This is a genomic window from Pseudooceanicola sp. NS-SX8 (assembly GCF_057380755.1).
This window is the reverse complement of record NZ_CM170819.1, coordinates 3,938,906-3,961,109: the sequence shown is the minus strand read 5'-3', so window position 1 is coordinate 3,961,109 and position 22,204 is coordinate 3,938,906. Positions and strand designations below refer to the sequence as shown.

Here is a 22,204-nt window from a genome sequence, read left to right as displayed (position 1 = left end):
GACCGACCATGAAGATCGCGTTCCAGATGGACCCCATCGGTGCCGTCGACATCAATGCAGACAGCACCTTCCGGCTTGCCGAGGAAGCGCAGGCGCGCGGGCATGAGCTGTTCTATTACACGCCCGACAAGCTTTCCTTCCAGGAAGGGCGGATCATGGCGCGCGGCCAGTCTCTGAAGGTGCAGCGCGTTCAGGGCGATCATGCGATCCTCGGGGCGGAGGAAGAGGTCGATCTGGCGGATTTCGATGTCGTCTGGCTGCGACAGGATCCGCCCTTCGACATGTTCTACATCACGACCACCCACCTTCTGGAACGCATCCATCCGAAGACGCTGGTGGTGAATGACCCGTTCTGGGTCCGGAATTCGCCGGAAAAACTGCTGGTGCTCAACTTCCCGCAGCTGACCCCGCCCACCACCATCGCGCGGGATCTGAAGACAATCCGGGCCTTCAAGGAAGAGCATGGCGATGTCATCCTGAAACCGCTTTACGGCAACGGTGGCGCAGGCGTCTTCCGGCTCGATGCCAATGACCGCAACCTGTCCTCCCTGCACGAACTTTTCACCGGTTTCTCGAGGGAGCCGCTGATCGTCCAGAAATACCTGCCGGCCGTCACCAAGGGCGACAAGCGGGTGATCCTCGTCGACGGAGAGCCCGTGGGCGCGATCAACCGTGTTCCCGCCGCGGGCGAAACGCGCTCCAACATGCATGTGGGCGGGCGGCCGGAGAAGGTCGAGCTGACCGAGCGCGATCGCGAGATCTGCGCGACGATCGGTCCGATCCTGAAGGAAAAGGGCCAGGTCTTCGTCGGCATCGACGTGATAGGCGACTGGCTGACCGAGATCAACGTGACCTCCCCCACAGGCATCCAGGAATTGGAACGCTTCGACGGCGTGAACATTGCCGAGAAGATCTGGCAGGCGATCGAGGCAAAGCGCGCTTGATCGCCCGCCAAGCTTAGAAGGGCAGGCAGGACACCCGGTAGGCCAGCGCCTCTGCAAGGTGCGGCCGCCGTACGGCCTCCGATCCATCCAGGTCCGCGATGGTTCTCGCGACCCGCAGCACCCGGTGATAGCCACGGGCGGAGAGTGAGAACCGTTCCGCCGCCCGCATCATCAGCTCCCGCCCCTCGCGATCCGGGCTGGCGCAGGCCTCCAGCATTTCGCCGGAGAGATCGGCGTTCAGTTTCCCCGGGGTTCCGTCGAAACGCGCCTGCTGGCGCTGGCGCGCCGTGATGACACGGGCGCGCACCGTGGCCGAGCTCTCTCCGGGATCGCCGCGTTCCAGCTCCAGGAAAGGCACGGCGGGCACGTCCAGGCGGATGTCGAAACGGTCGATCAGCGGACCGGAGATCTTTCCCAGGTAGCTTTCCGAGCATTTCGGCGCCTTCGAACAGGCGCGTGCCGCATCCCCCAGGTAGCCGCAGCGGCAGGGATTGGCGGCCGCGGTCAGCAGGAACCGGCAGGGGTAGCGGACATGGGCGTTCGCCCGGGAAACCGTGACCTCTCCCGTTTCCATCGGCTGGCGCAGCGTATCCAGGACAGCCGGCGCGAATTCCGGCATCTCGTCGAGGAAAAGCACGCCGTTGTGTGCCAGGCTGATTTCGCCGGGCTGTGCGCCGCGCCCGCCGCCGACGATGGCCGCGGTGGAGGCCGTGTGGTGCGGTTCCATGAAGGGCGGGGAGCAACTGATCCCGCCGCCGTCCAGCAGGCCGGCCAGGGAATGCACGATGGAGGTTTCAAGCGCCTCACGCGGCGTCAAGTCGGGCAGGATCCCGGGCAATCGTTTGGCCAGCATGGATTTTCCCGCGCCTGGGACACCGATCATCAGCAGGTGGTGCCGCCCGGCGGCGGCGATTTCCAGGGCGCGCTTTGCCTTCTCCTGCCCGCGCACGTCGCGCAGGTCCGGTGGCGACAGGGCTCGGGTCACCCGGCCGGCCTCGGCCGGGGGCAGGGTGGACTGTCCGGTCAGATGCCGTACCAACTCCCCCAGGGTCGCGGCGCCGATCACCCGGGTGGCATCGCTCCAGGCGGCCTCGGCGGCGGAGGCCGCTGCACACAGAAGCCCACGCCCCTCTTCGGCGGCGGCCATGGCCGCAGGCAGCGTGCCGGCCACCGGCACCAGCTTGCCATCCAGGGACAATTCACCGAGGGCCGAATGCTCGGCCACCGCATCGGCGGGGACGACCTTCAGCGCAGCCAGGATGGCAAGCGCGATCGGAAGGTCGTAGTGGCTGCCCGCTTTCGGCATGTCCGCCGGAGACAGGTTGATCGTGATCCGCTGCGAGGGCAGGGCGATCCGCATCGTCGAAAGGGCCGCGCGCACCCGTTCCCGGGCTTCGGAAACGGTCTTGTCCGGCAACCCCACGACCGAGAAGCCGGGAACCCCCGGGGAGAGGGCGCATTGCACCTCCACCGGGGCGGCCTCTGCCCCGTGGAAGGCGACGGTATATGTCCTCAAGACCATGCAATCCCCCCGGATGTCCGAAAACATGGTTAAGGGGACAGCGGTTAGAAATTGGTTAACGCCTTTGATCGGTTAATGCGGTTGAAGGCGTTAACTTGCGGACTCCTGCGCGGTTAGCAGGGCGATGGCTTCGGGCCATGCCTCCGGGTCGTTGACCGTCTTGTCACGGCATGTCGGGTTGCAGAACCCGATGATCCGACCGTCGATTTCGGCCAGGTCCGTCACGGGGTTGCCGGAGTAGGGGCACAGGTCGTTGATCGCCTTGCCGCTGGTGACCGCGCGGGCCGGACGTGGCGAGGGGCCGGGCCAGGGGCCGCGGGGGTAGGGCTGCGCATAGGGTTCAGGGTCGAACACCTCGGTCAGGGCAAGGGCGCGCCAGCGGCGGAAGGAAGGGTGAGCCAGCATGGCAGATGCGAAGCCTGCCAACCGGTCCGATACCGGCAGGCCGTAGCCCGCGATGCGGGCGGCGACCGGGGCGTAGAACACATCGGCCATGGACCAGTCCCCAAAGATCCACGGACCCTTCGCCCCAGCTTGGCTTTCGGCATGGGCAAAGAGGTCGTCCAGCCGTTCCAGATCCCCTCGGACGGCATCGGTGACTGGGAAATCCCGATACTGGCCAAGCAGTTGCATCGGGCAGGCGCCGCGCAGGGCGGCAAACCCGGCGTGCATTTCCGACACCAGCCAATGTGCCGTGGCCCGCGCGGCGGGATCCTTGGGCCACAGGGGCGCTTCCGGGTGGCGTTCGGTCAGAACGGAGGCCATAGCCAGGGTTTCGCCAACCACATGGCCTTCGGGAGTGCGCATCACCGGCACCAGGCGGGCAGGGGAGAGGCCGGCCGCGGCCAGTTCGGCAGGCATGTCGCCACCGTAAAGGTTCACCATCCGGGTCTTGACCGGCAGGCCGAAACTCTCGAACATGAGCCAGCCGCGCAGCGACCAGCTGGAAAAGGTGCGCGCACCGATGAAAAGTTCGTAAGACATGCGTCCCTCCGCCATTGCAGGGTCAGGATACACGGATTTTGCATCACAAATAATGATATTTTGAGGGTAAAATCATCACGGATCGTGATTGATCAGCGGGACGACCGCCCCGCTTGGGGTGAACTCCACGCAAGAGACGGAGAGCGGCGAAATCTTGTGTCGCAGGGCCCGTGACGGCGCTTCTTGCTGATGTCGTGCGATCTGCCCCAGGATCACCGCGAAATGGCAGACCACGATCAGGTCCCCCCCTCCGGACAGCAGCCGGTCCAGCGCGGCAGAACAACGTGCCTCCATCGCGTTCCAGCTTTCGCCGCCCGGCGGGGCGACATCGCCCGGATCGCTCCAGTATTGCCGGGCCAGATCGGCGTCGCGCGCCTCGATCTGCGACGCGGTCAGCATCTCCCACTCCCCGAAGTGAATTTCCCGCAGCGCCGCTTCGTCCGGCAGGCGCCTGCGGCCGGGGGCTGCCAGCGCATCGGCCGTCGCGCGCGTCCGGCTGAGGTCGGAGGAGACGATGCGCGCCTCCTGCGGAAGGAAGGCGGACAGGGCCTCGATCCTGGCGGTGTCGGTCAGGTCCGCGGGCATGTCTGTCCAGCCGACCATGCACTTGGCGTGGGTCGGCCCGTGACGGACAAGATAGAGCCGGCTCATGGCAGCTGTCCCTTCAGCACGTTCGGCAGACCTGCCACCACCTGCACCACGCAGTCGGCCTGCGCGGCAAGCGCGATGTTAAGCCTGCCGTGAACCTCCCGGAAGCGGCGCGTCATCGCATCGGCGGGCACGATCCCCTGGCCCAGTTCGTTGGTCACCATGACCACCGGCCCCGGGCAGCGGGCCAGCGCGGAAAGCAGTGCCGCCCGCGCCGCCTCCAGGTCCGTCCCGGCCAGCATGTGATTGCTCAGCCACATGGTGGCGCAGTCGAAAAGGACGGGCTTGGTCCCCTGCAATGCAGGCGCCGGATCCAGTGGCGTTTCAAGGACTTGCCAGCCCTCGCCACGTCGCGCGGCATGGACGGCGATCTTCCGGTCCATCTCGCTGTCGCCGGCCTCCGCAGTGGCCAGGTAAAGCCGCTCCGGACCCATCTTGCAGACCAGCTGTTCCGCGAATTCCGACTTGCCGGAGGCGGCGCCGCCGATGACCAGGATGAGGCTGCCGGGCACTTTTTTGCTCCTCGCATGGAACCGGAAGGGGGTTCCGCGCGTATAATCTTCCAAAGAGGCGTGTCAACGACACCGGCGAACCCTCAGCCGGGCGCGGCGCCTGAAATGACAGGATCAGGTTAGGGGACGATATGGCGCAAGCAGAAATCTCGACAAGCTCGTTGTCGCGGGTCGCGATGAAAGCGGAACTTCTGGACGCGGAGACCGAGCTGGATCTTGCCTATGCCTGGCGAGACCGTCGGGACACCGCAGCGCTGCACCGTCTCGTGACCGCCTACATGCGTCTTGCCATCTCCATGGCCTCGAAATACCGCCGCTACGGCGCGCCGATGAACGACCTGATCCAGGAAGCCGGCCTGGGCCTGATGAAGGCCGCGGACAAGTTCGATCCTGATCGTGGCGTGCGTTTCTCCACCTATGCCGTCTGGTGGATCAAGGCCTCGATTCAGGACTACGTGATGCGCAACTGGTCCATGGTGCGCACCGGCTCCACCTCTTCCCAGAAGTCGCTGTTCTTCAACATGCGCCGCGTCCAGGCCCGGCTGGAGCGTGAGGCGATGTCGCGGGGCGAGACCCTCGACCGGCACCAGCTGCGCCAGCTGATCGCGACCGAGGTCGGCGTGCCCCTGCGCGATGTGGAAATGATGGAAGGGCGCCTCTCCGGATCCGACTTTTCCCTCAACGCGACGCAAAGCGCGGACGAGGAAGGGCGGGAATGGATCGACACGCTCGAAGATGAGGGCGCCCGTCCGGAGGAGCAGGTGGGAGAGGCCCACGACCTGCGCGCCCTGCGTCACTGGCTGGCCGGTGCCATGGCCCAGCTGAACGACCGTGAACGCCTGATCGTGTCGGAACGCAAGCTGCGCGATGACCCCCGCACGCTCGAAAGCCTGGGCCAGGAACTGGGCCTGTCCAAGGAACGCGTCCGGCAGCTGGAAGCGGCGGCCTTCTCCAAGATGCGCAAGGTCCTCGAAGGGCAGGGGCGGGAGGCCGAAGCCCTGCTGCACTGAGCCGCGGATCGCAAGGCTCAATCGCGGATGATGCAAAGGCGCCCACCGGGCGCCTTTTGTCCGCCCGGGCCAGGGGTGGCAGCCCGGGGGCGGAGCCGGGCCAGATGCGCCCGCCCTGCTTGTGCCTGCCGTTGGCTGGCTCTAGTCTCCCCCATGCTGCCGAAAGGGTGGTGGCGGAAGAGCAGGGACGGACATGCTGGCTGGCAAGCGCATTCTACTGATCATCGGTGGCGGCATCGCCGCCTTCAAGATCCCGCAGCTGATCCGCCTGCTGCGCGCCCAGGGGGCTGCGGTCACGCCCGTCCTCACCTCTGCCGGGGCAGAGTTCGTCACCCCCCTGACCATCGGCGCGCTGGCCGGTGAAAAGGTGCATGATGCCCTCTTCGACCTGACGACAGAGGCAGAGATGGGGCATATCGAACTGTCCCGATCCGCCGACCTGGTCGTCGTTGCGCCCGCCACCGCCGATCTGATGGCAAAGATGGCCACGGGGCTGGCCAATGATCTCGCCTCCACCCTGTTGCTGGCCACCGATACGCCGGTTCTCGTTGCGCCGGCGATGAATGTCCGGATGTGGGAACATGCCGCAACTCAACGCAATATCGCCAGGCTGAAGGCCGATGGCATCGCCTTTACCGGCCCCGATCACGGCGACATGGCCTGCGGTGAACACGGACCGGGCCGCATGTCGGAACCCGAAACGATCCTGGCGGCGATCCGGGCCCATTTCACGGCCGGGCCCCTGTCGGGAAAGCACATCCTGGTGACCTCCGGCCCGACCCATGAACCCATCGACCCGGTGCGCTACATCGCCAATCGGTCCTCCGGGGCGCAGGGCACCGCGATCGCCCGGGCGCTGGTGGCGCTTGGTGCGCAGGTGACCTTCGTGACCGGCCCGGCCGAGGTGCCGCCCCCCGAAGGAGCAGAGGTGGTGAAGGTCGAAACCGCGTCCCAGATGCGCGCAGCCGTCGAGGCCGCGCTGCCTGCGGATGCAGCCATCTTCGCCGCAGCGGTGGCAGACTGGCGCGTCGCCTCCGCCTCCGGATCGAAGATCAAGAAGCAGGCCGGTGCCTCTCTGCCGGTCCTCGAATTCGCGGAAAACCCGGACATCCTCGCCACCGTGTCGCAGATGGCCGAGGGGCGGCCCGGCCTCGTCGTGGGCTTCGCGGCGGAAACCGATGACGTCCTGGCCCATGCCACGGCAAAGCGCCTGCGAAAGGGCTGCGACTGGATCCTGGCCAATGATGTCAGCCCCGCCACGGGGATCATGGGGGGCAGCGAAAACGCCGTTGTCCTGATATCCGAAGACGGGGCGGAGGAATGGCCGCGCATGGGCAAGGATGCGGTGGCAGAGCGTCTGGCCGCGCGTGTCGCAGCCGCCCTTGCCTGATCGTTCGCGGCCCCGGGCTGCTATCGGGCCTGGCTGCAAGAAGGCCGGGCCGTACAAAGGAAAGTAAAGACATTGCAAGAACTTCTGATCCGCATCACCTGGGATGAGGGCGCCGACCAGAGCCTCGGCCTGCCGCGCTACGAAAGCGCGGGCGCCGCGGGGGCCGACCTGCGTGCCAACCTGCCCGACCGGGGTGAGCTGGAGCTGTCCCCCGGCGCGCGTGCCCTGATCCCGACGGGCCTGCGCCTCGCCATTCCGCCGGGGTACGAGGTGCAGATCCGCCCCCGCTCCGGCCTGGCGCTGAAGCACGGCATCACCCTGCCGAACAGCCCCGGCACCATCGACAGCGACTATCGCGGGCCTCTCGGGGTGATCGTTCTCAACACGGGCAGCGAACCCTTCATCATTTCCCACGGGGACCGCATCGCGCAGATGCTGGTCGCCCCGGTGATCCAGGCGCGGTTCGACCTGGTGGATGCGCTGGACGACACCGCGCGCGGCAGCGGCGGCTTCGGCTCCACCGGGCGGGGATGACAGGCATGGGCTGGATCCTCTTCCTGGCCCTGTTTCTGTGGTTTGCCGGCGGCCGCTTCGGCGTTTCCCGCGCGGGGCGGGCCGGCTTGCTGGCCGGGATCCTCGGGGTTGTCCTGTTGCTGCTCTTCGCACTGCCCGCGACACATCCGGTGCGCGGTTTTCTCGGGCCGCGCCCGGCCTGGCTCCTGCTGCTCGGCGCGGGGGCCATCGTCCTTCTGTATCGCCGGGGACTGCGCTGGATCGACAGCCGCGCCAGGCCTTCGGCGCCCGAACCCGCCCGGGCCGGTCTCTTCTCTGAGGCGGAGCTGGATCGCTACGCCCGCCACATCATCCTGCGCGAACTGGGCGGGCCGGGGCAGAAGAAGCTGAAGGAAGCCCGCGTGCTGGTGATCGGCGCGGGGGGGCTCGGCTCTCCGGCGCTGCTCTACCTGGCCTCGGCGGGCGTGGGGACCATCGGTGTGATCGACCCCGATACCGTCTCCACCTCCAACCTGCAGCGGCAGGTCATCCACCGGGATGCCGACATCGGCCTGCCCAAGGTCCAGTCGGCGCAGCGCGCGATCCGGGACCTGAACCCCCATGTCACCCTGCGCCCCTACGAACGCCCCTTCGCAGAGGGTATCGCGGCCGACCTGCTGGCCGATTACGACCTGATCCTCGACGGATCGGACAATTTCGAAACCCGCTACCTGTCCAACCGCGTCGCCGCCCACGCGGGCAAGCCGCTGATCTCCGGCGCGCTGTCGCAATGGGAAGGGCAGGTCGCCGTCTTCGACCCCGCGCGCGGCACCCCCTGCTACGAATGCATCTTCCCCGAAGCCCCGGCCCCCGGCCTTGCCCCCTCCTGCGCCGAAGCTGGCGTGCTCTCCCCCCTGCCGGGGGTGGTGGGCGCCATGATGGCGGTCGAGGCGGTGAAGCTGATCACCGGCGCCGGCGCCCCCCTGCGGGGCGAGATGCTGATCTACGACGCCCTCTGGGGCGAAACCCGCAAGATTGCGCTGAAACGGCGGCCCGACTGCCCCGTCTGCGGCGCCAGACATGAGGTAACACCATGACCAACCCGCTCCTCGCCCCGTGGAACACCCCCTTCAACCTGCCGCCCTTCGACCGCATCAGCGATGAGGATTTCGCCCCCGCGCTGGATGAGGCCCTGGCCGCGCATGAGGAAGAGATCGCCGATATCGCGGACAATGCCGACGCGCCCAGCTTCGACAACACGATCCTCGCGCTCGAAGCCTCGGGCGAGAAGTTGGAGAAGGTGCTGTCGCCCTTCTTCGCCCTCGCCGGTGCCGACAGCACGCCCGCGCGAGAGGCGCTGCAGAGGGAATTCTCCCCGAAACTCGCCGCCCATTTCGCCGATATCAACGCCAACCGGGATCTCTTCGCCCGCGTGGCGATGCTCTGGGAAACCCGCGATGACCTGGGGCTGGAAGCCGATCAGGCGCGGCTGCTCTACCTCGTGCATCGTGGCTTCATCCGCGCCGGTGCGGCGCTGACAGGCGAGAAGTCGAAGCGCATGAAGGCGATCATGGGGCGGCTTGCGGAACTCGGCACCCAGTTCACGCAGAACCTGCTGGCCGATGAGCGTGACTGGTCCATGGACCTGTCCGAAGCCGACCTTGCCCCGCTGCCGGGCTTTCTTGCCTCCGCCGCCCGTGGCGCGGGCGAAGAACGCGGCAAGCCCGGCCCCGTCGTGACCCTCTCGCGGTCGCTCATCACGCCCTTCCTGCAATTCTCCCCCGACCGAGCCCTGCGTCAGAAGGCCTTCACCGCCTGGGCCGCGCGCGGTGCCAATGGCGGCGCGACGGACAACCGCGAGATCGTGAAGGAAATCCTGGCCCTGCGCGAGGAACGCGCGCATCTGCTGGGCTACGACAACTTCGCCACCTTCAAGCTGGAACCGGAGATGGCCGGCACGCCGGCGCGCGTGCGCGATCTGCTGATGCAGGTCTGGACGCCTGCCCGCGCCGCCGCCTTGGCGGACCAGGCAGAGATGGAAAAGATGCTGACCGCCGATGGCGAGGCGCTGCCGTTCCAGCCCTGGGACTGGCGCTACTATGCGCAGAAACGCCGCAAGGCGCTGCATGACATCGACGAAACCGCGCTGAAACCCTACCTGCAGCTCGATCGGATGATCGAAGCGGCCTTTGCCTGCGCCAATCGCCTCTTCGGGCTGGAATTCAAGGAAATCACGCTGCCCGGCTATCACCCCGACTGCCGCCATTTCGAGGTGACCCGGAACGGCGAACATGTGGCGCTCTTCATCGGGGACTACTTCGCCCGCGCCTCCAAACGCTCCGGCGCCTGGTGCTCCGCCATCCAGTCCCAGGCCCGGCTGCCCCGCGAACAGGCGCCCATCGTGGTCAACGTCTGCAACTTCACCAAGCCCGCCAAGGGCGAACCGGCGCTGCTGTCTTACGACGACGCCCGCACTCTCTTCCACGAATTCGGCCATGCCCTGCACCAGATGCTGTCGGACGTGACCTATGAACGCGTCTCGGGCACCTCGGTCAGCCGCGATTTCGTCGAACTGCCGTCCCAGCTCTATGAACACTGGCTGGAAGTGCCCGAAGTGCTTCAGGAATTTGCCACTCACGTGGACACGGGCGAACCCATGCCGGCAGAGATGCTGGAAAAGGTGCTGGGGGCTGCCACCTTCGACATGGGCTTCGCCACGGTCGAATACGTGGCCTCCGCCCTCGTCGACCTGGAATTCCACGACGGCCCCGCACCCGCCGATCCCATGCAGAAACAGCAGGAGATCCTGGATGGCATCGGCATGCCCCATGCCATCGTCATGCGCCATGCGACGCCGCAGTTCGCCCATGTCTTCTCCGGCGACGGCTATTCCTCGGGCTACTACAGCTACATGTGGTCCGAAGTCATGGACGCCGACGCCTTCGACGCCTTCAAGGAAGCGGGCGGGGCCTTCGATGCGGAAACGGCCAGGTCGCTGGAAGAGAACATCCTGTCCAAGGGCGGCTCGGTCGAGGCGGATGAGCTCTATACCCGGTTCCGCGGCCGCATGCCCGGGCCGGACGCCCTGCTGAAGGGCCGCGGCCTGGCGGCGGAGTGACCCACGGCGCGCCCCTCCCGGAGCACTTCGGGAAAGATGGAAGGGGCGCGCCGCGCCCCTTACCGACCTGAACTGCGAAACGAAGAAGGCCGCCCGAAAGAGCGGCCTTCCTTCATTCCAGGCAGTCCCCCCAGGCAGTCTCCCCGTGACCTTTCCGGGGGCGGGGCAGGGGGGCTCGCGCCTCCTCCTTATCCGCCTGCGAACCGGCCTCGTTTCAACAGCGAAAGCGCGCGCCCATTTTTTGGCCGGAAATATCCCGGGGGTCCGGGGGCTGGCCCCCGGTTCGCGCCGCCTGGGTCAGCTCGACACCTGCTCCCGCAGGATCGCCCCGGTGAGGGAGATCATCAGGTAGACCCCCGACAGCACGAGGAAGACGAGGATCGTGTTCTCGAAGGCGCGCGGATAGCTGGGATCCTGCGGGGCCACGGGCCGGACGGAGGTCGTCAGGTAACGCACCTGACGGTTTGCCTCCAGCTCGGTCTGCTTCTCGTTCTGCAGGGCCGATTGCAGGAACAGGTCGGCGGTGGCCAGGTCCGCCTGGGCCATCTGGATCTGCGCCGTGTCGGAGGCGAGCGAGGCGCCACTGCCGCTGGCCTTGGTCATCTTCTCGTTCAGCCGGTCCAGCAGGGCCTGCAGGCGGTCGATATCGGCCTGCACGCCGTCCACCCGTGCCTGGTTGGGGCGGGCGTTGTCCTGCAGGGCGGCCAGCTGCAGCTCCTTTTCCTGCAACTGGATCTCGTAGGTCGAGATTTGCGTCCGCAGGGTCCCGATCACCGCCTCCGGGTCGACCAGCGTCCCTTCCTGAAGCGACACCAGCCGCTGCTGCGCCTCGCGCCGTTCCGCTTTTGCCTTCTCCAGGCTTTCGCGGGCGGATTTCATCGCGTCGTCCCGCTTGCGCAACGACAGCTCGTCCACGCGTTGTTCCGCGTAGTCGATCAGCTGGGTGGAGAAGATCTGCGCCGTCTGCGGATCGGAGGCCGCGACCTCCATCTTGATCACGCCCTCGGTCGGATCGTAGCCGATCTTCACGTATTTCTTGTAGAGCTTGTAGGCATCCTCGGTCGTCGGGTTCTCCGGCAGGCGCTGGATCGGGTCGATCTCGGGATTGGCGAAATGCTCGGCAAAGCCCCGGTCCTCGTCCAGCCGCACCATGGCATCCTTCGACTGCAGGTAGCTCTGCACCGCGATGGAATCCTGGTTGGTGGCGAACTGCGTGCCCGACAACAGCCCCCCAAGCGGCGAGCCGGAGGTGGCATCCGCCTGCAGGATCAGGAATTCGGACTTGGCCGCGTACATCGGGGTGGCGACGCGGTAGTAGTAAAAGCCCGCCAGAAGCGTCGGCAGGAAAACGAAGAAGGCCAGCCGCGTCATCAGCTGGATCGTCTTGCGCCGCCGCCTGCGGGCGATGTCGCGCTGGATCTCCATGATCTCGCGCTGGCGCCGTTCAGAGGGGCTGAAGCCGCCCGGCTGGCCCACCTCGGTCGAGGGCAGCTTGGCGCCGCCATCCGCCGGGACGGTCTGCGGCAGCTTCACGTCGCCCTCGCGCTGCGCGACTTCCTTGCTGCCGTGCTGCGGCACGACCTCCAGCATGTTGGCCCGCTTGAACGGGTCGACCCCGCGGGCCCGCAGCTGACGCACGGCGTCGAAGTCGGAACTCACGTTCAGGCCATGCTTCTGGGCCACGCGCCGCGCCATGCGCAGCTGGCGCCCGGTCAGGCCCTCCTTGCGGATGGAATCGAGCTCTTCGGGGGTGGCGGCGGGCGCGTCGCCCTGCGGCTGATGAGGGGAGGCGATGCCGGCCTGCGGTCCCCTTGCGGCGCCCTGGCTCTGACGTGGCGGCAGGCTGCGCGGGTGCAGCGGCTGGGGCTGCTGCCTCTGCGGTGCACCCGCCGCATCAGGGGCGGCGGGCCGGCGCGGTGGCGTCGTCGCCTGGGGTGCGGCCTGCTGGGGCGCTGCTTGCCGCGTGGTGCCTGCGGGCTCCGTCCCGTTGGCGGGGCGCCGGGTCGGATGTGCCTCGTCGATCCCGTCAGAGCGCAGCCGTTCCAGGGCCATCCGCCGGCGCTCCGCCAGGCTTTGCGGGCCCTCGTCGCGCACGGCATGCTGGCCCAGGTCCAGCGGCGCCTCGGCACGCGGGGCCGTGGCCCGGGGCGCGGCCTCGGGGATGTCCATCATCTCGATGTCGTCGGGGCCGAAATCGTCCTCCTCGCGGCCGAAGTCCTGTTCGGCGGCGGAGGGCGCCCGGCGGATGCGGAATTTCCTAGCCTTGGGTTTCGTAGTCATAGAGCTGTTTCGCTTCTTCCAAGGTGTCGAACATATGCAGCTTGCCGTCGCGCAGAACGGCGGCCTCCCGGGCGAATTTCTCCAGCGTCTTGGGCTGGTGAGAGACGATGATCACCGTCGTCGTCTCCAGCCGCTCGCGCAGGATATCGCCCGCCTTCCTGTTGAATTCCACGTCGGTGGAGTTGGGCATGCCCTCGTCGATCAGATACATGTCGAAGTCCAGCGCCAGCAGCAGCGCAAAGCTGAACCGCGCCCGCATGCCCGAAGAATAGGTCCCAAGCGGCTGGTCGAAGTATTCCCCCAGCCCGCAAAGCCAGCGGCAGAAGGCCTCGACATAGTCGGGATCCAGCCCGTAGAGGCGCGCGATGTAGCGCGAATTCTCCATGGCGGAGTGCTTCTTGATGACCCCGCCCATGAACCCCAGCGGGAAGGAGATGTTGCACAGGCGCCGGATCTCCCCCTCGTCGGGCTTCTCCAGGCCGGCCATCATGTTGATCAGGGTCGTCTTGCCGGTGCCGTTCGGCGCCAGGATGCCCAGCGACCGGCCAAGTTCCACCCGGAAGCTGACCTTTTCAAGGATCACCTTCCTGTGGCTGCCCGTCCAGAAGGACTTGCTGACGTTGACGAACTCGAGCATTCGCGCTCCGAATGGATCTACCCTGGCCTAGCCGACTTTGGTTGACGCGCCCTTTGCGGACGATGGTTCTATTATGTCGGCTCTGGAAACAACATGCCAAGTGATCCCGGCGAAAATGTGACCCGGAAAAGACAATCCGGCAGCCAAGCTGCCGGATTTCAAGGGGAACGTCGCCCCGCAAACTCTCGTGAAAGCGCCGTGTCGGTGGCCGTGTCGGTGACCCTGTCGGAGGCAGGGTCAGGCCGGGCAAGCCGGGGCCAGCCCGGCCTGCCACCGTGATCCGGGATCAGACGTTGACCTTCTGCACCCTGCAGACCGTTCCCACGACGATGGAAACGATGGCCGCGGCAAAGCTGAACAGCGCCCCCATCTTGGCGGCGTCCTGCACCGGTCCGGCATCGAAGGCGACCGAGGCGATGAACAGCGACACGGTAAAGCCGATGGCGGCGACGCAGCCGACGACCAGCAGGTCGATGGTGCGCATGCCCTCCGGCAGCCCCAGACGCAGCAGGTGCGCCCCGATGAAGCCGAAGATGAAGATCCCGATCGGCTTGCCCAGCAACAGCCCGCCCAGAACCAGCCAGGTCGGCTCCGACATGGCGCTGAACTCGACGCCCGCGTTCATCAGGCCGAAGAAGAACAGCACGATCTCCACCGGGTGCTTCAGCTTGTGCTCGATGGAGTTGAGCAGGTCCGACAGGTACTGTTCCGCCTCCGAGAAGATGCCGAAGGCGCGGTCCGCATGGGGGATCGTCGGCACGATCGGCAGCAGGCCAAGCGCGGGGTGGATGCCCGCGCGCATGAAGCCATACCAGCTGATGCAGGCGGCCAGCAGGTAGGGCCAGTAGCCCAGCTTTTCGCGCACCCAGGTGGAATTCGGGCGGTCCTGGTTGTGGCGGTCCAGGCGGCGGGGCAGGGCGTTGCACAGGGCAAAGACCGCAACGGCCGCGCCAAGCGACAGCAGCAGCCATTCCGGGGCCAGCTCCGCCGAGGGATAGAAGATCGCCAGGATGATCAGGCCCGCCGCGTCATCGGCGATGGCCAGCAGCAGCAGGAAGCGCACCGCGGGGTGCCCCGCGCCGAAGACCAGCCGCCCGACGAGGTAGGAAAACGCGATGTCGGTTGCCGCCGGGATGGCCCAGCCGTTCTTCACCGCGTCGAAGGTGTCCGACCCGAACAGCAACGCCAGCCCGAGGTAGACCGTGACCGGACCCAGCATGCCGCCCGCCGTGGCAAAGAGCGGCGTCGCCGCCTTCTTGCCGCGCAGCGATCCGTTTTTCAGGATCACCGCTTCCCAGACTTCCTTGGCCGCGATGGCAAAGAAGAAGGCCATCAGCATGTCGTTCACCAGGTAGTGCAGCGACAGTTCGCGGTAGGCGACCGACCCGTCCTCGGCCAGGTGAGCTTCGCCGATGGGCGCATGGTCCCAGATCACCGTATGTATGAAATGATGGTAGCTGTCCGCATCCAGGTTGGCCCATCCCAGCGCGATCAGCGCGCCGATGATGAGCAGCAGCGAATAGTTCGTGACGAAATTCCAGACACGATACATGAAGGCCCTCACCCGTTTCCCTGAGTTCTTTGAGCCGGGGTTAAGGGATTTACCCAGCGACAGCAACATCTCGGACGGTCTTGGCACGTGGAGTTGTCCCTTCTCCGGGTCCGCTGGTGGCATTCGGCGCGGCTTCGGGCCTGCCTGCACAACCGGGCAGCGCAGCCTGTCGCGTGACCTTGGTGGCCCCGGCCTGCGGCAGGATCAAGGAAAGGTTGCTGTCCGGAGGTTGGAAAGCGCTCCGGGCGCCGCAGGGGCGCCCGGGTTTTCCGTTTCGCATGCAGCGGCGCCCGTTCTCCCTGTCGGCGCGGCTGTGGCCTGCGTCAGGCGATGAGCCCCCAGGCCAGGCCCGCCAGGATCGCGCCGATCACGGCCAGGCCCAGGTAGGCGGCAAAGATGCGCGGCTTGACCAGCGCCCAGACCGCCACCGCCGCGGGGACGGAGCTGACGCCGCCGGCAATGACAAAGGACATCGCCGCGCCCGGCGCCATGCCCTGCGACAGCAGCCCGTCCAGCAGCGGCACCGCCGCGTAGCCGTTCAGATAGGCCGGGGCCCCCACCAGCGCGCCCAGAAGAACGGGGCGCAGGCCCTCTCCACCCAGCACGCCCGCGATCCAGCCGGCGGGCACGTAACGCAGCATGACCGCCTCCAGCAGGTAGGCCAGCAGCAGCCATTTGCCCAGGAACAGCAGGTTCTCCTGCACCGTGGTGCGGAATGTCCCGCGCCGCGGCGCCTCGCGCCAGAAGGCCCAGAGGGGCGCGCCCTGGAAGGGTTTCTTCACGCCGCAGCAGCCCCCGACCCGGGGCCGGCTGCGCAGCGGGTCCGCGAAGACGGGGGAGGATTTCAGCGCCATCACCACCGCACCCCCGAAGAGGCCCAGCCCGACGGCGGCCACCGTCTTGCCGATCGCGAAGTCGAGCCCGAGCGTCCCCATGGTGATCGAGAACATCGCCGGATCCATCAGCGGCGAGGCCAGCCAGAAGGCCATGACCGCGCTCAGCGGTGCGCCCACGGCCAGCAGGGCCGCGATGAAGGGGATCACCTGGCAGGAACAGAAGGGTGACAGCCCGCCCAGCAGCGCCGCCATCACGATCATCCGGCTCTCCCGCCCTTCGAAGGCCCGCGACAGAAGCGTCTCCGCTCCCGTGGCCTTCAGGTAGCCCACGGCCAGAACGGCGAAAAGGAGGAAGGGCAGGGTGCGCAGGAAGGCGGACAGCATCAGCTGCACCGCCTCCGGCAGGTAGGCCGTGTCCAGCAGGGCCACCGCCAGCAGGATCAGCGCAAGGGCGATCCAGGCGCCATCCAGGTGTGGCCGCAGGCTGCGGTAGCGGGTCAGGATCATCTCAGTCATCGCAGGGTCCCTCACATTGGCGTGCATCGGCACAGCAGTTTTCCAGAAGGAAGGCGGCCAGCGCCTCCAGGTCTTCGTAGGCCACCGCCGCGCACAGGATCGAACGGCCCTGCTTCTGCTGCGTGACCAGGCCCGCCTGGGCCAGGATCTTCAGGTGGTGGGTCAGGGTCGACCCGGTGATGCCCGACCGCTCCCCCAGCTCCCCCATGCGCAGCCCGTCGCGACCGGCCCGGACCAGCGTGCGCAGCACGATCAGGCGTTGCTCGCTGCCAAGGGCGGCGAAGGTGGAGGCAGCCCGGGCAAGCCCGAGATCGGTGGGATCTGATATTTTCATGATTCTCGAAATAACAGACCGGCGGCCGATCTCAAAGATAATTCGACAATCGTCGAAATGACGGAGCCTAATGACGGGGCCTAATGATGGGGTTCGAAGGAGGATGGGGTTTGAAACTTGCCCGCCCCGGCGCCAGATTGCGCCCATGGACCCGCTTCTCGACCAGATCCGCGCCTGCCGCCTGTGTGCATCGCGCTTTGCCGCGACCCGCACGGCACACCGGCCCGCGCCGGTGGTCTGGCTGGCGCCCTCTGCCCGGATCCTGGTGGCGGGGCAGGCGCCGGGCCTGCAGGCGCATGAGAAGCAGCGCCCCTTCGATGACCGTTCCGGCGACCGGCTGCGCGACTGGATGGGGGTGACGCGGGATGAATTCTACGACCTGTCGCAGCTGGCCTTCCTGCCCGCCGCCTTCTGCTTTCCGGGCTATGACGCCCGGGGATCCGACCTGCCGCCGCCGCCGCTCTGTGCCGCGACATGGCACGGCCAGGTCATGGCGGCGCTGCCGGATCTGCGCCTGCGGCTCCTCATCGGCGCCTATTCCCAGCGGTTTCACCTGGGCACCCGCGCCTCCCTGACCGCCACCGTGGCGGGCTGGCGCGACCATCTGCCGGGGACGATCCCCTTGCCTCATCCCTCCTGGCGCAATACGGCATGGCTGAAGCGCAATCCCTGGTTCGAGACCGACCTCCTGCCGGTCCTGCGCGCCGAAGTCCGAAAGGCCCTCTCATGACCGAACAGACCCCCCTCGACATGGCCCATGCTGCGATGGAAGCGGCCCCGGGCGACGATGCCGCCCGCCTGCGCTTTTACGAACGGCTGGCAGATTCCGAACTCTTCCTTCTGCTCGCGGGCGAAGCGCAGGGGGAAACCGCCGCGCCGGAGCTCTTCCCGGTGGAAGACGTCTCCTTCGTGCTGGTCTTCGACCGCGAGGAACGGCTGACCGCCTTCACCGGCCGCGCCTCGGCCTATGCCGCCCTCTCGGGCCGGGTGATCGCGGATCAGCTGAAAGGCCAGGGGGTCGGCCTGGCGGTCAACCTCGAAACCCCCTCCGCCATCCTGGTCCCGCCGGAGGCCGTGGACTGGCTCGCCGAAACCGTGGCCCATGCCCCGACCGAGGTGGAGGCGCAGATCGCCGCCTTCCACCCCCCGGTGGGCCTGCCGGAAATGCTCATCACCGCGCTGGATACCAAGCTCGCCACCGCCCGGGGGCTGGCCGATTGCGCCTTCCTGGCGGGGACCGAAGACGACAATGGCCGCAAATCCCACGTCCTGGCCTTCATCGACGCCCTGCCGGGGGCCGAAGGATCGCTGGCGAAAGCGGCGTCCGAGGCGCTGACCTTCTCCGGCATCGAAGCGGGAGAGATGGACGTGGCCTTCTTCCGGGCCTCCGACCTGCATTCTGCCGCCCTGGCCCGCGTCGGGCTGCGCTTCGACCTGCCCAAGGCCCCCGAAGCGCAAGAGCTGACCCGCGCAGCCCCTGGTTCCGACCCGGACAGCCCGCCGATCCTGCGCTGATTGCCCGAATGAGGGGGGAAGGGGGCCTTGCCCCCTCTCGGGCCTTCGGCCCAATTCACCCCCGCGGATATTTGACGCCAGAAAATGGGCAAGGCCGCGCGCCCTTCGTGGCCCCGATGCGTGACACCCCAGGCCGCGTTGCCCGGTTTTGGCAGGCGGCGTTCGGGCGCCGCAACCCGGCCCCTCCCGGGGCGGTGCCCTTGACGAACCGGGCCCGCCGCTCCACCTTCCGCCAGACCCGCGAAGGGCCCTTTCAAAGGACAGAAGATTGAGCAGAGCCGCCCCGCCGTTTTCCCGCTACGAATGGATGATCGCCTGGCGCTACATGCGCGCACGCCGGGCCGAGGGCGGGGTTTCCGTCATGACCTGGATCTCGCTGGTGGGGATCACCCTGGCGGTCTTCGCCCTGATCGCCACGCTGTCGGTCCGCGCAGGGTTCCGCGCCGAATTCGTCGACACCATCCTGGGCGCCAATGCCCATGTCACCGTCTTCAACAGCGCCGAAACCCAGGCCAACGGCACCCTGTCCCGGGCCATGACCGATTACGAGACCGAGGCGGCCGCGATCTCCGCCGTGCCCGGCGTGACCCGCGCAGCCCCCCTGATCAAGTCGCAGCTGATGGCCAATGCCAATGGCCAGAACGCGGGGGTCGAGGTCTTCGGCATCACCGCCGCCGACCTCGCCGCGATCCCCCGTATCGCTAACCCGCAGGATTCGCAGGGCGACATCGCCCGTTTCGACGAAGGCGTCGCCATCGGCTCCGGCGTGGCGCGGACGCTGAACGTCGTGGCGGGCGACAAGATCAAGCTGATCTCGCCCGACGGGGTGAAAACCGCCTTCGGCACCAGCCCCCGCGTGAAGACCTACGAGGTCACCTACATCTTCACCGCCGGGCGCTACGACATCGACAAGACCCGCCTCTACATGCCCTTCACCGAGGCGCAGAGCTTCTTCAACCGCGAAGGCACGGCGGATGAGATCGAGGTGATGGTCGAAGACCCCGACCACGTGGAGGATTACACCCTGCCGATCCTGATGGCGGCGGGCGACCGGGCGCTGATCTGGACCTGGCGCGATGCCTCGGGCGCCTTCCTGCGCGCGCTGACGGTGGAGGACAACGTGATGTTCGTCATCATGGCCATCCTCGTGCTCATCGCCTCGCTCAACATCACCTCGGGCCTGGTCATGCTGGTGAAGAACAAGGGCCGCGACATCGGCATCCTGCGCACCATGGGTCTGACCGAAGGGGCCGTGCTGCGCGTCTTCGTCATCTGCGGCGCCTTCACGGGCATCATCGGAACTGCGGCGGGCCTTGTTCTGGGCGTGCTCTTCTCGGTCTACATCGACCCGATCTTCTCCCTCGTGAACTACGTCTCCGGCGGCGGTGTCTGGGATCCGTCGATCCGTGGCATCTACAACCTGCCCGCCAAGCTGCAGCTGCACGACGTGCTTTCTTCCGTGGCCCTGTCGCTGATCCTGTCCTTCGGCGTCACCATCTTCCCCGCCCGCCGTGCGGCGCGGCTCAACCCGGTGGAGGCGCTGCGCTATGAGTGATCCCATCCTCTCCCTCCAGGGCCTGGTGAAGACCTACAACGCCGGCCAGCCGAACGAGATCACCGTCCTGCGGGAAGCCTCGCTGGTCGTGAACCCCGGCGAGGTCGTGGCCCTCGTCGCCCCCTCCGGTTCCGGCAAGTCGACGCTGCTGCATATCGCCGGGCTGCTCGACGTGCCCGACAGCGGTACCGTGGCAATCAGGGGCGAACAGGCGACGGGCCTCTCGGATCGCCGCCGCACCGCCATCCGGCGCGAGGAGGTGGGCTTCGTCTACCAGTTCCACCACCTGCTGCCCGAGTTCACCGCGGCCGAGAACATCGAACTGCCGCAACTGGCCGCCGGGCGCTCCCGCAAGGCAGCCGCGGCCCGCGCCGCCGACCTGCTGGACCGCGTCGGGCTGACCGACCGGGCCGATCACCGCCCCGCCGCGCTTTCGGGTGGGGAGCAGCAGCGGGTGGCCTTCTGCCGGGCGCTCGCCAATGCGCCTTCGCTCCTGCTGGCGGATGAACCCACCGGCAACCTCGACCCCGCGACATCGGACCGGGTCTTCGGCGCGCTGATGGCGCTGGTGAAGGAAACCGGCATGGGCGCGCTGATTGCCACCCACAACCTGGACCTCGCCGGGCGCATGGACCGCGTGCTGCACCTGGAAGAGGGCGCGCTGGTCTGATCCCCGCAGGCCCGGCGCATGCAAAAGGCCCGCCCCCGGACAGGGGCGGGCCTTCGTGATTGGGGCCGTCATGGGGGCCGTGATGGGGGGCGGCAAAAGGTGCCGCCCGCGCCAGCTCAGTTCAGCAGGGCGGAGACCAGGCCAACGGTGGCCGCGACAACGGCGGTATCGACGGCGATCTTCACGATCTGGTCGTCGTAGCGCACGTATTCATAGCCATTGCCCGGGGCCGGCAGGTGATAGCGGTCATAATCCTTCACCACCACGTAGCCGGACGGGATCTTCTGGCCCGGCACCGGTTGGGTCATCTTCTTGGCCTGACCCGGGGGGATGTTGCCACCACCCCAGCCGTTGCCATTGCCGTTGCCCGCATAGGCCGCGCCCGAAAGCGCGGTCAGGGCGGCGAGGGATGCAAAGACGATACGTTTCATGGCGAAACTCCTTTCGTTTGAAAGGAAAACGCACCGCCCGGCAAAAGGTTTCCCGCCGGTCAGCAAACCGCCCGGGACCGGCGGGTTCCGGCCCATCGGCGCCCCCGATGCAGTTGGGGGCGGCCTGAACCCGGCAGGTCAGGAGGGCGGCGGCGATCCCGGCGGGGGTGCCCCGTTCTGATCCGGCGGCGGCGATCCCTGCGGCGCCGGGGCAGGCGCCGGAGCCGGGGCAGGCGCCGGAGGGTAGAGCCACCACAGCGGTCGCCAGCCCCCGGGCGCGGGCGGCGGCGCGGGGGGCGGCGGTGCGGCATGGGAGCCGCCCGGAGGCGGCGGCGGGGCTGATTGCGCCTGCAGGGCGGGTGCCACCGCCAGCAGGCAAAGCGCGGCACTGGCCGCGAGGAGGGGGAGTTTCATCACGCAGGTCCTTCAGGGGATGCATACCCTGATTACGCAGCATGGGCGCGGACCCTACGCGGGGATTGGGAGACAATGCGCGAGGTGAGTGAGGGGCTGGTTTCTGCGGGATAGGGGGGATCAGATATGTTGCGTTTCGCCTGTCTTAGAGAAAGAGTAGCCGTCGCGAATTCCAAGCACCGAAATACTTTCAAAGACTTGCCGTTCCCGCTGTCCGTTTGCGCGCGTGTATTCGATTTCAAGTCGCAAATGGCTACCTTGCACGATCTGGCCCCCGAAGTCCTTGATCTCTATGCTACCGGAACCAATCGCGTTCATAGAGAAATGAGCTACACTCTCGTGTTCTGTTTCAAGTGAGAGGTTTGCCAAAGTGACCGGGCCACCAGCATTGTGTATCTGAAGGCGGCCAAGGCTAATGTGGGCTATCGAACTCAGTTTTGGCAAACCAGTCGCTTTAGGCGTGTCTAAGCTGAAGCTGAACAAGGGCTTGGATGCCTCATCGAGGCGAAATCGTTCGTCTTGTAGCTTTCTCTTCTCATGCTCGAGCGCGTCCCGCGTGACGTCAAGCATCGCCTTCTGCTGCTCCACCGAGGCACGCATCTCCTTCGCCTGCAGGTTCAAAGCATCTACGCTGTTCTGCAGCTCTTCCCCCTGCTGGAAAAATCCGAGCACGACCCAGAACAGCGCCAGAGGCCCAAAGGCACCAGCCAGAAAGTCTCCCAGCTCGTTCAGCTCCAGCGGGTGGAGCCTGATCATCCCGAAATAGGCCAGCACCGGAATGCCGCCAACCAGACAGATCAAATAGATCTTGGTCCAGCGCACCCCGGTCCGCGCCAGCCGATGA

21 protein-coding genes are annotated in these 22,204 nt (G+C 67.0%); 10 read left to right on the top strand and 11 right to left on the bottom strand.

What is annotated here, in order from left to right:
* Positions 1–8 precede the first annotated feature (8 nt).
* Positions 9–944, top strand: a complete 936-nt coding sequence (gshB, locus tag AC2IR1_RS18115) for a glutathione synthase (RefSeq protein WP_486473370.1) — start codon at positions 9–11, stop codon at positions 942–944.
* A 13-nt stretch (positions 945–957) separates the two neighbouring features.
* Here the strand turns inward: gshB and AC2IR1_RS18110 are convergent, their stop codons facing one another.
* The 4 genes from AC2IR1_RS18110 to cobU all read right to left on the bottom strand — a co-directional run bounded on the left by AC2IR1_RS18110 (position 958) and on the right by cobU (position 4,610).
* A complete protein-coding gene (locus AC2IR1_RS18110) occupies positions 958–2,466 on the bottom strand; it encodes a YifB family Mg chelatase-like AAA ATPase (protein WP_486473369.1) in 1,509 nt (502 codons plus the stop codon).
* Between the two features lie 90 nt (positions 2,467–2,556).
* Entirely contained in the window at positions 2,557–3,450 is an 894-nt protein-coding gene (locus AC2IR1_RS18105; protein ID WP_486473368.1) for a glutathione S-transferase C-terminal domain-containing protein, read from the bottom strand.
* A 75-nt stretch (positions 3,451–3,525) separates the two neighbouring features.
* Positions 3,526–4,101, bottom strand: a complete 576-nt coding sequence (locus AC2IR1_RS18100) for a histidine phosphatase family protein (RefSeq protein ID WP_486473367.1) — start codon at positions 4,099–4,101, stop codon at positions 3,526–3,528.
* Entirely contained in the window at positions 4,098–4,610 is a 513-nt protein-coding gene (gene cobU, locus AC2IR1_RS18095; protein WP_486473366.1) for a bifunctional adenosylcobinamide kinase/adenosylcobinamide-phosphate guanylyltransferase, read from the bottom strand. The genes AC2IR1_RS18100 and cobU overlap by 4 nt, the downstream gene beginning before the upstream one ends.
* Before the next feature lie 131 nt (positions 4,611–4,741).
* Between cobU and AC2IR1_RS18090 the strand changes: the two genes are divergently transcribed.
* The 5 genes from AC2IR1_RS18090 to AC2IR1_RS18070 all read left to right on the top strand — a co-directional run bounded on the left by AC2IR1_RS18090 (position 4,742) and on the right by AC2IR1_RS18070 (position 10,620).
* The gene (locus AC2IR1_RS18090) at positions 4,742–5,620 is read left to right on the top strand and encodes an RNA polymerase factor sigma-32 (protein WP_486473365.1); all 879 of its coding nucleotides are present in this window, start codon (positions 4,742–4,744) and stop codon (positions 5,618–5,620) included.
* A gap of 193 nt (positions 5,621–5,813) precedes the next feature.
* Positions 5,814–7,010 (top strand): bifunctional phosphopantothenoylcysteine decarboxylase/phosphopantothenate--cysteine ligase CoaBC, encoded by a 1,197-nt coding sequence (gene coaBC / locus AC2IR1_RS18085; protein WP_486473364.1) that lies wholly within the window; start codon positions 5,814–5,816, stop codon positions 7,008–7,010.
* 72 nt (positions 7,011–7,082) lie between these two features.
* A complete protein-coding gene (gene dut, locus AC2IR1_RS18080) occupies positions 7,083–7,544 on the top strand; it encodes a dUTP diphosphatase (protein WP_486473363.1) in 462 nt (153 codons plus the stop codon).
* 5 nt (positions 7,545–7,549) lie between these two features.
* On the top strand, positions 7,550–8,599 hold the full coding sequence (locus tag AC2IR1_RS18075; protein ID WP_486473362.1) for a HesA/MoeB/ThiF family protein: 1,050 nt from the start codon (positions 7,550–7,552) through the stop codon (positions 8,597–8,599).
* The gene (locus AC2IR1_RS18070) at positions 8,596–10,620 is read left to right on the top strand and encodes a M3 family metallopeptidase (protein WP_486473361.1); all 2,025 of its coding nucleotides are present in this window, start codon (positions 8,596–8,598) and stop codon (positions 10,618–10,620) included. The genes AC2IR1_RS18075 and AC2IR1_RS18070 overlap by 4 nt, the downstream gene beginning before the upstream one ends.
* Positions 10,621–10,917: 297 nt before the next feature.
* Here the strand turns inward: AC2IR1_RS18070 and AC2IR1_RS18065 are convergent, their stop codons facing one another.
* The 5 genes from AC2IR1_RS18065 to AC2IR1_RS18045 all read right to left on the bottom strand — a co-directional run bounded on the left by AC2IR1_RS18065 (position 10,918) and on the right by AC2IR1_RS18045 (position 16,775).
* Positions 10,918–12,900 (bottom strand): KpsE/RkpR family capsule polysaccharide export protein, encoded by a 1,983-nt coding sequence (locus AC2IR1_RS18065; RefSeq protein ID WP_486473360.1) that lies wholly within the window; start codon positions 12,898–12,900, stop codon positions 10,918–10,920.
* On the bottom strand, positions 12,878–13,537 hold the full coding sequence (locus AC2IR1_RS18060) for an ABC transporter ATP-binding protein (protein WP_486473359.1): 660 nt from the start codon (positions 13,535–13,537) through the stop codon (positions 12,878–12,880). Before AC2IR1_RS18060 ends, AC2IR1_RS18065 begins: the two co-directional genes overlap by 23 nt.
* A 286-nt stretch (positions 13,538–13,823) precedes the next feature.
* Positions 13,824–15,089: a Na+/H+ antiporter NhaA gene (locus AC2IR1_RS18055; RefSeq protein WP_486473358.1), complete on the bottom strand. Its 1,266-nt coding sequence runs from the start codon at positions 15,087–15,089 to the stop codon at positions 13,824–13,826.
* 323 nt (positions 15,090–15,412) lie between these two features.
* Positions 15,413–16,441, bottom strand: coding sequence for a permease (locus AC2IR1_RS18050; protein WP_486473357.1), 1,029 nt, complete (start codon positions 16,439–16,441; stop codon positions 15,413–15,415).
* Positions 16,434–16,775 carry an ArsR/SmtB family transcription factor gene (locus AC2IR1_RS18045; RefSeq protein WP_486473356.1) on the bottom strand — a complete coding sequence of 114 codons (342 nt, stop codon included), beginning with the start codon at positions 16,773–16,775 and terminating at the stop codon, positions 16,434–16,436. The genes AC2IR1_RS18050 and AC2IR1_RS18045 overlap by 8 nt, the downstream gene beginning before the upstream one ends.
* Before the next feature lie 145 nt (positions 16,776–16,920).
* On the opposite strand from AC2IR1_RS18045, the gene AC2IR1_RS18040 reads away from it, so the two are divergent.
* The 4 genes from AC2IR1_RS18040 to AC2IR1_RS18025 all read left to right on the top strand — a co-directional run bounded on the left by AC2IR1_RS18040 (position 16,921) and on the right by AC2IR1_RS18025 (position 20,515).
* On the top strand, positions 16,921–17,505 hold the full coding sequence (locus AC2IR1_RS18040; RefSeq protein ID WP_486473355.1) for a uracil-DNA glycosylase family protein: 585 nt from the start codon (positions 16,921–16,923) through the stop codon (positions 17,503–17,505).
* Complete coding sequence (locus tag AC2IR1_RS18035; RefSeq protein WP_486473354.1) at positions 17,502–18,290, top strand: SseB family protein; 789 nt, start codon at positions 17,502–17,504, stop codon at positions 18,288–18,290. The genes AC2IR1_RS18040 and AC2IR1_RS18035 overlap by 4 nt, the downstream gene beginning before the upstream one ends.
* A gap of 268 nt (positions 18,291–18,558) precedes the next feature.
* Positions 18,559–19,845 (top strand): lipoprotein-releasing ABC transporter permease subunit, encoded by a 1,287-nt coding sequence (locus AC2IR1_RS18030; RefSeq protein WP_486473353.1) that lies wholly within the window; start codon positions 18,559–18,561, stop codon positions 19,843–19,845.
* The gene (locus AC2IR1_RS18025) at positions 19,838–20,515 is read left to right on the top strand and encodes an ABC transporter ATP-binding protein (protein ID WP_486473352.1); all 678 of its coding nucleotides are present in this window, start codon (positions 19,838–19,840) and stop codon (positions 20,513–20,515) included. Before AC2IR1_RS18030 ends, AC2IR1_RS18025 begins: the two co-directional genes overlap by 8 nt.
* A gap of 116 nt (positions 20,516–20,631) precedes the next feature.
* On the opposite strand, the gene AC2IR1_RS18020 is transcribed toward AC2IR1_RS18025, so the two are convergent.
* Positions 20,632–20,946, bottom strand: coding sequence for an RcnB family protein (locus tag AC2IR1_RS18020; RefSeq protein WP_486473351.1), 315 nt, complete (start codon positions 20,944–20,946; stop codon positions 20,632–20,634).
* Positions 20,947–21,480: 534 nt separating this feature from the next.
* Positions 21,481–22,182: a hypothetical protein gene (locus AC2IR1_RS18015; RefSeq protein WP_486473350.1), complete on the bottom strand. Its 702-nt coding sequence runs from the start codon at positions 22,180–22,182 to the stop codon at positions 21,481–21,483.
* Between the last annotated feature and the right edge of the window lie 22 nt (positions 22,183–22,204).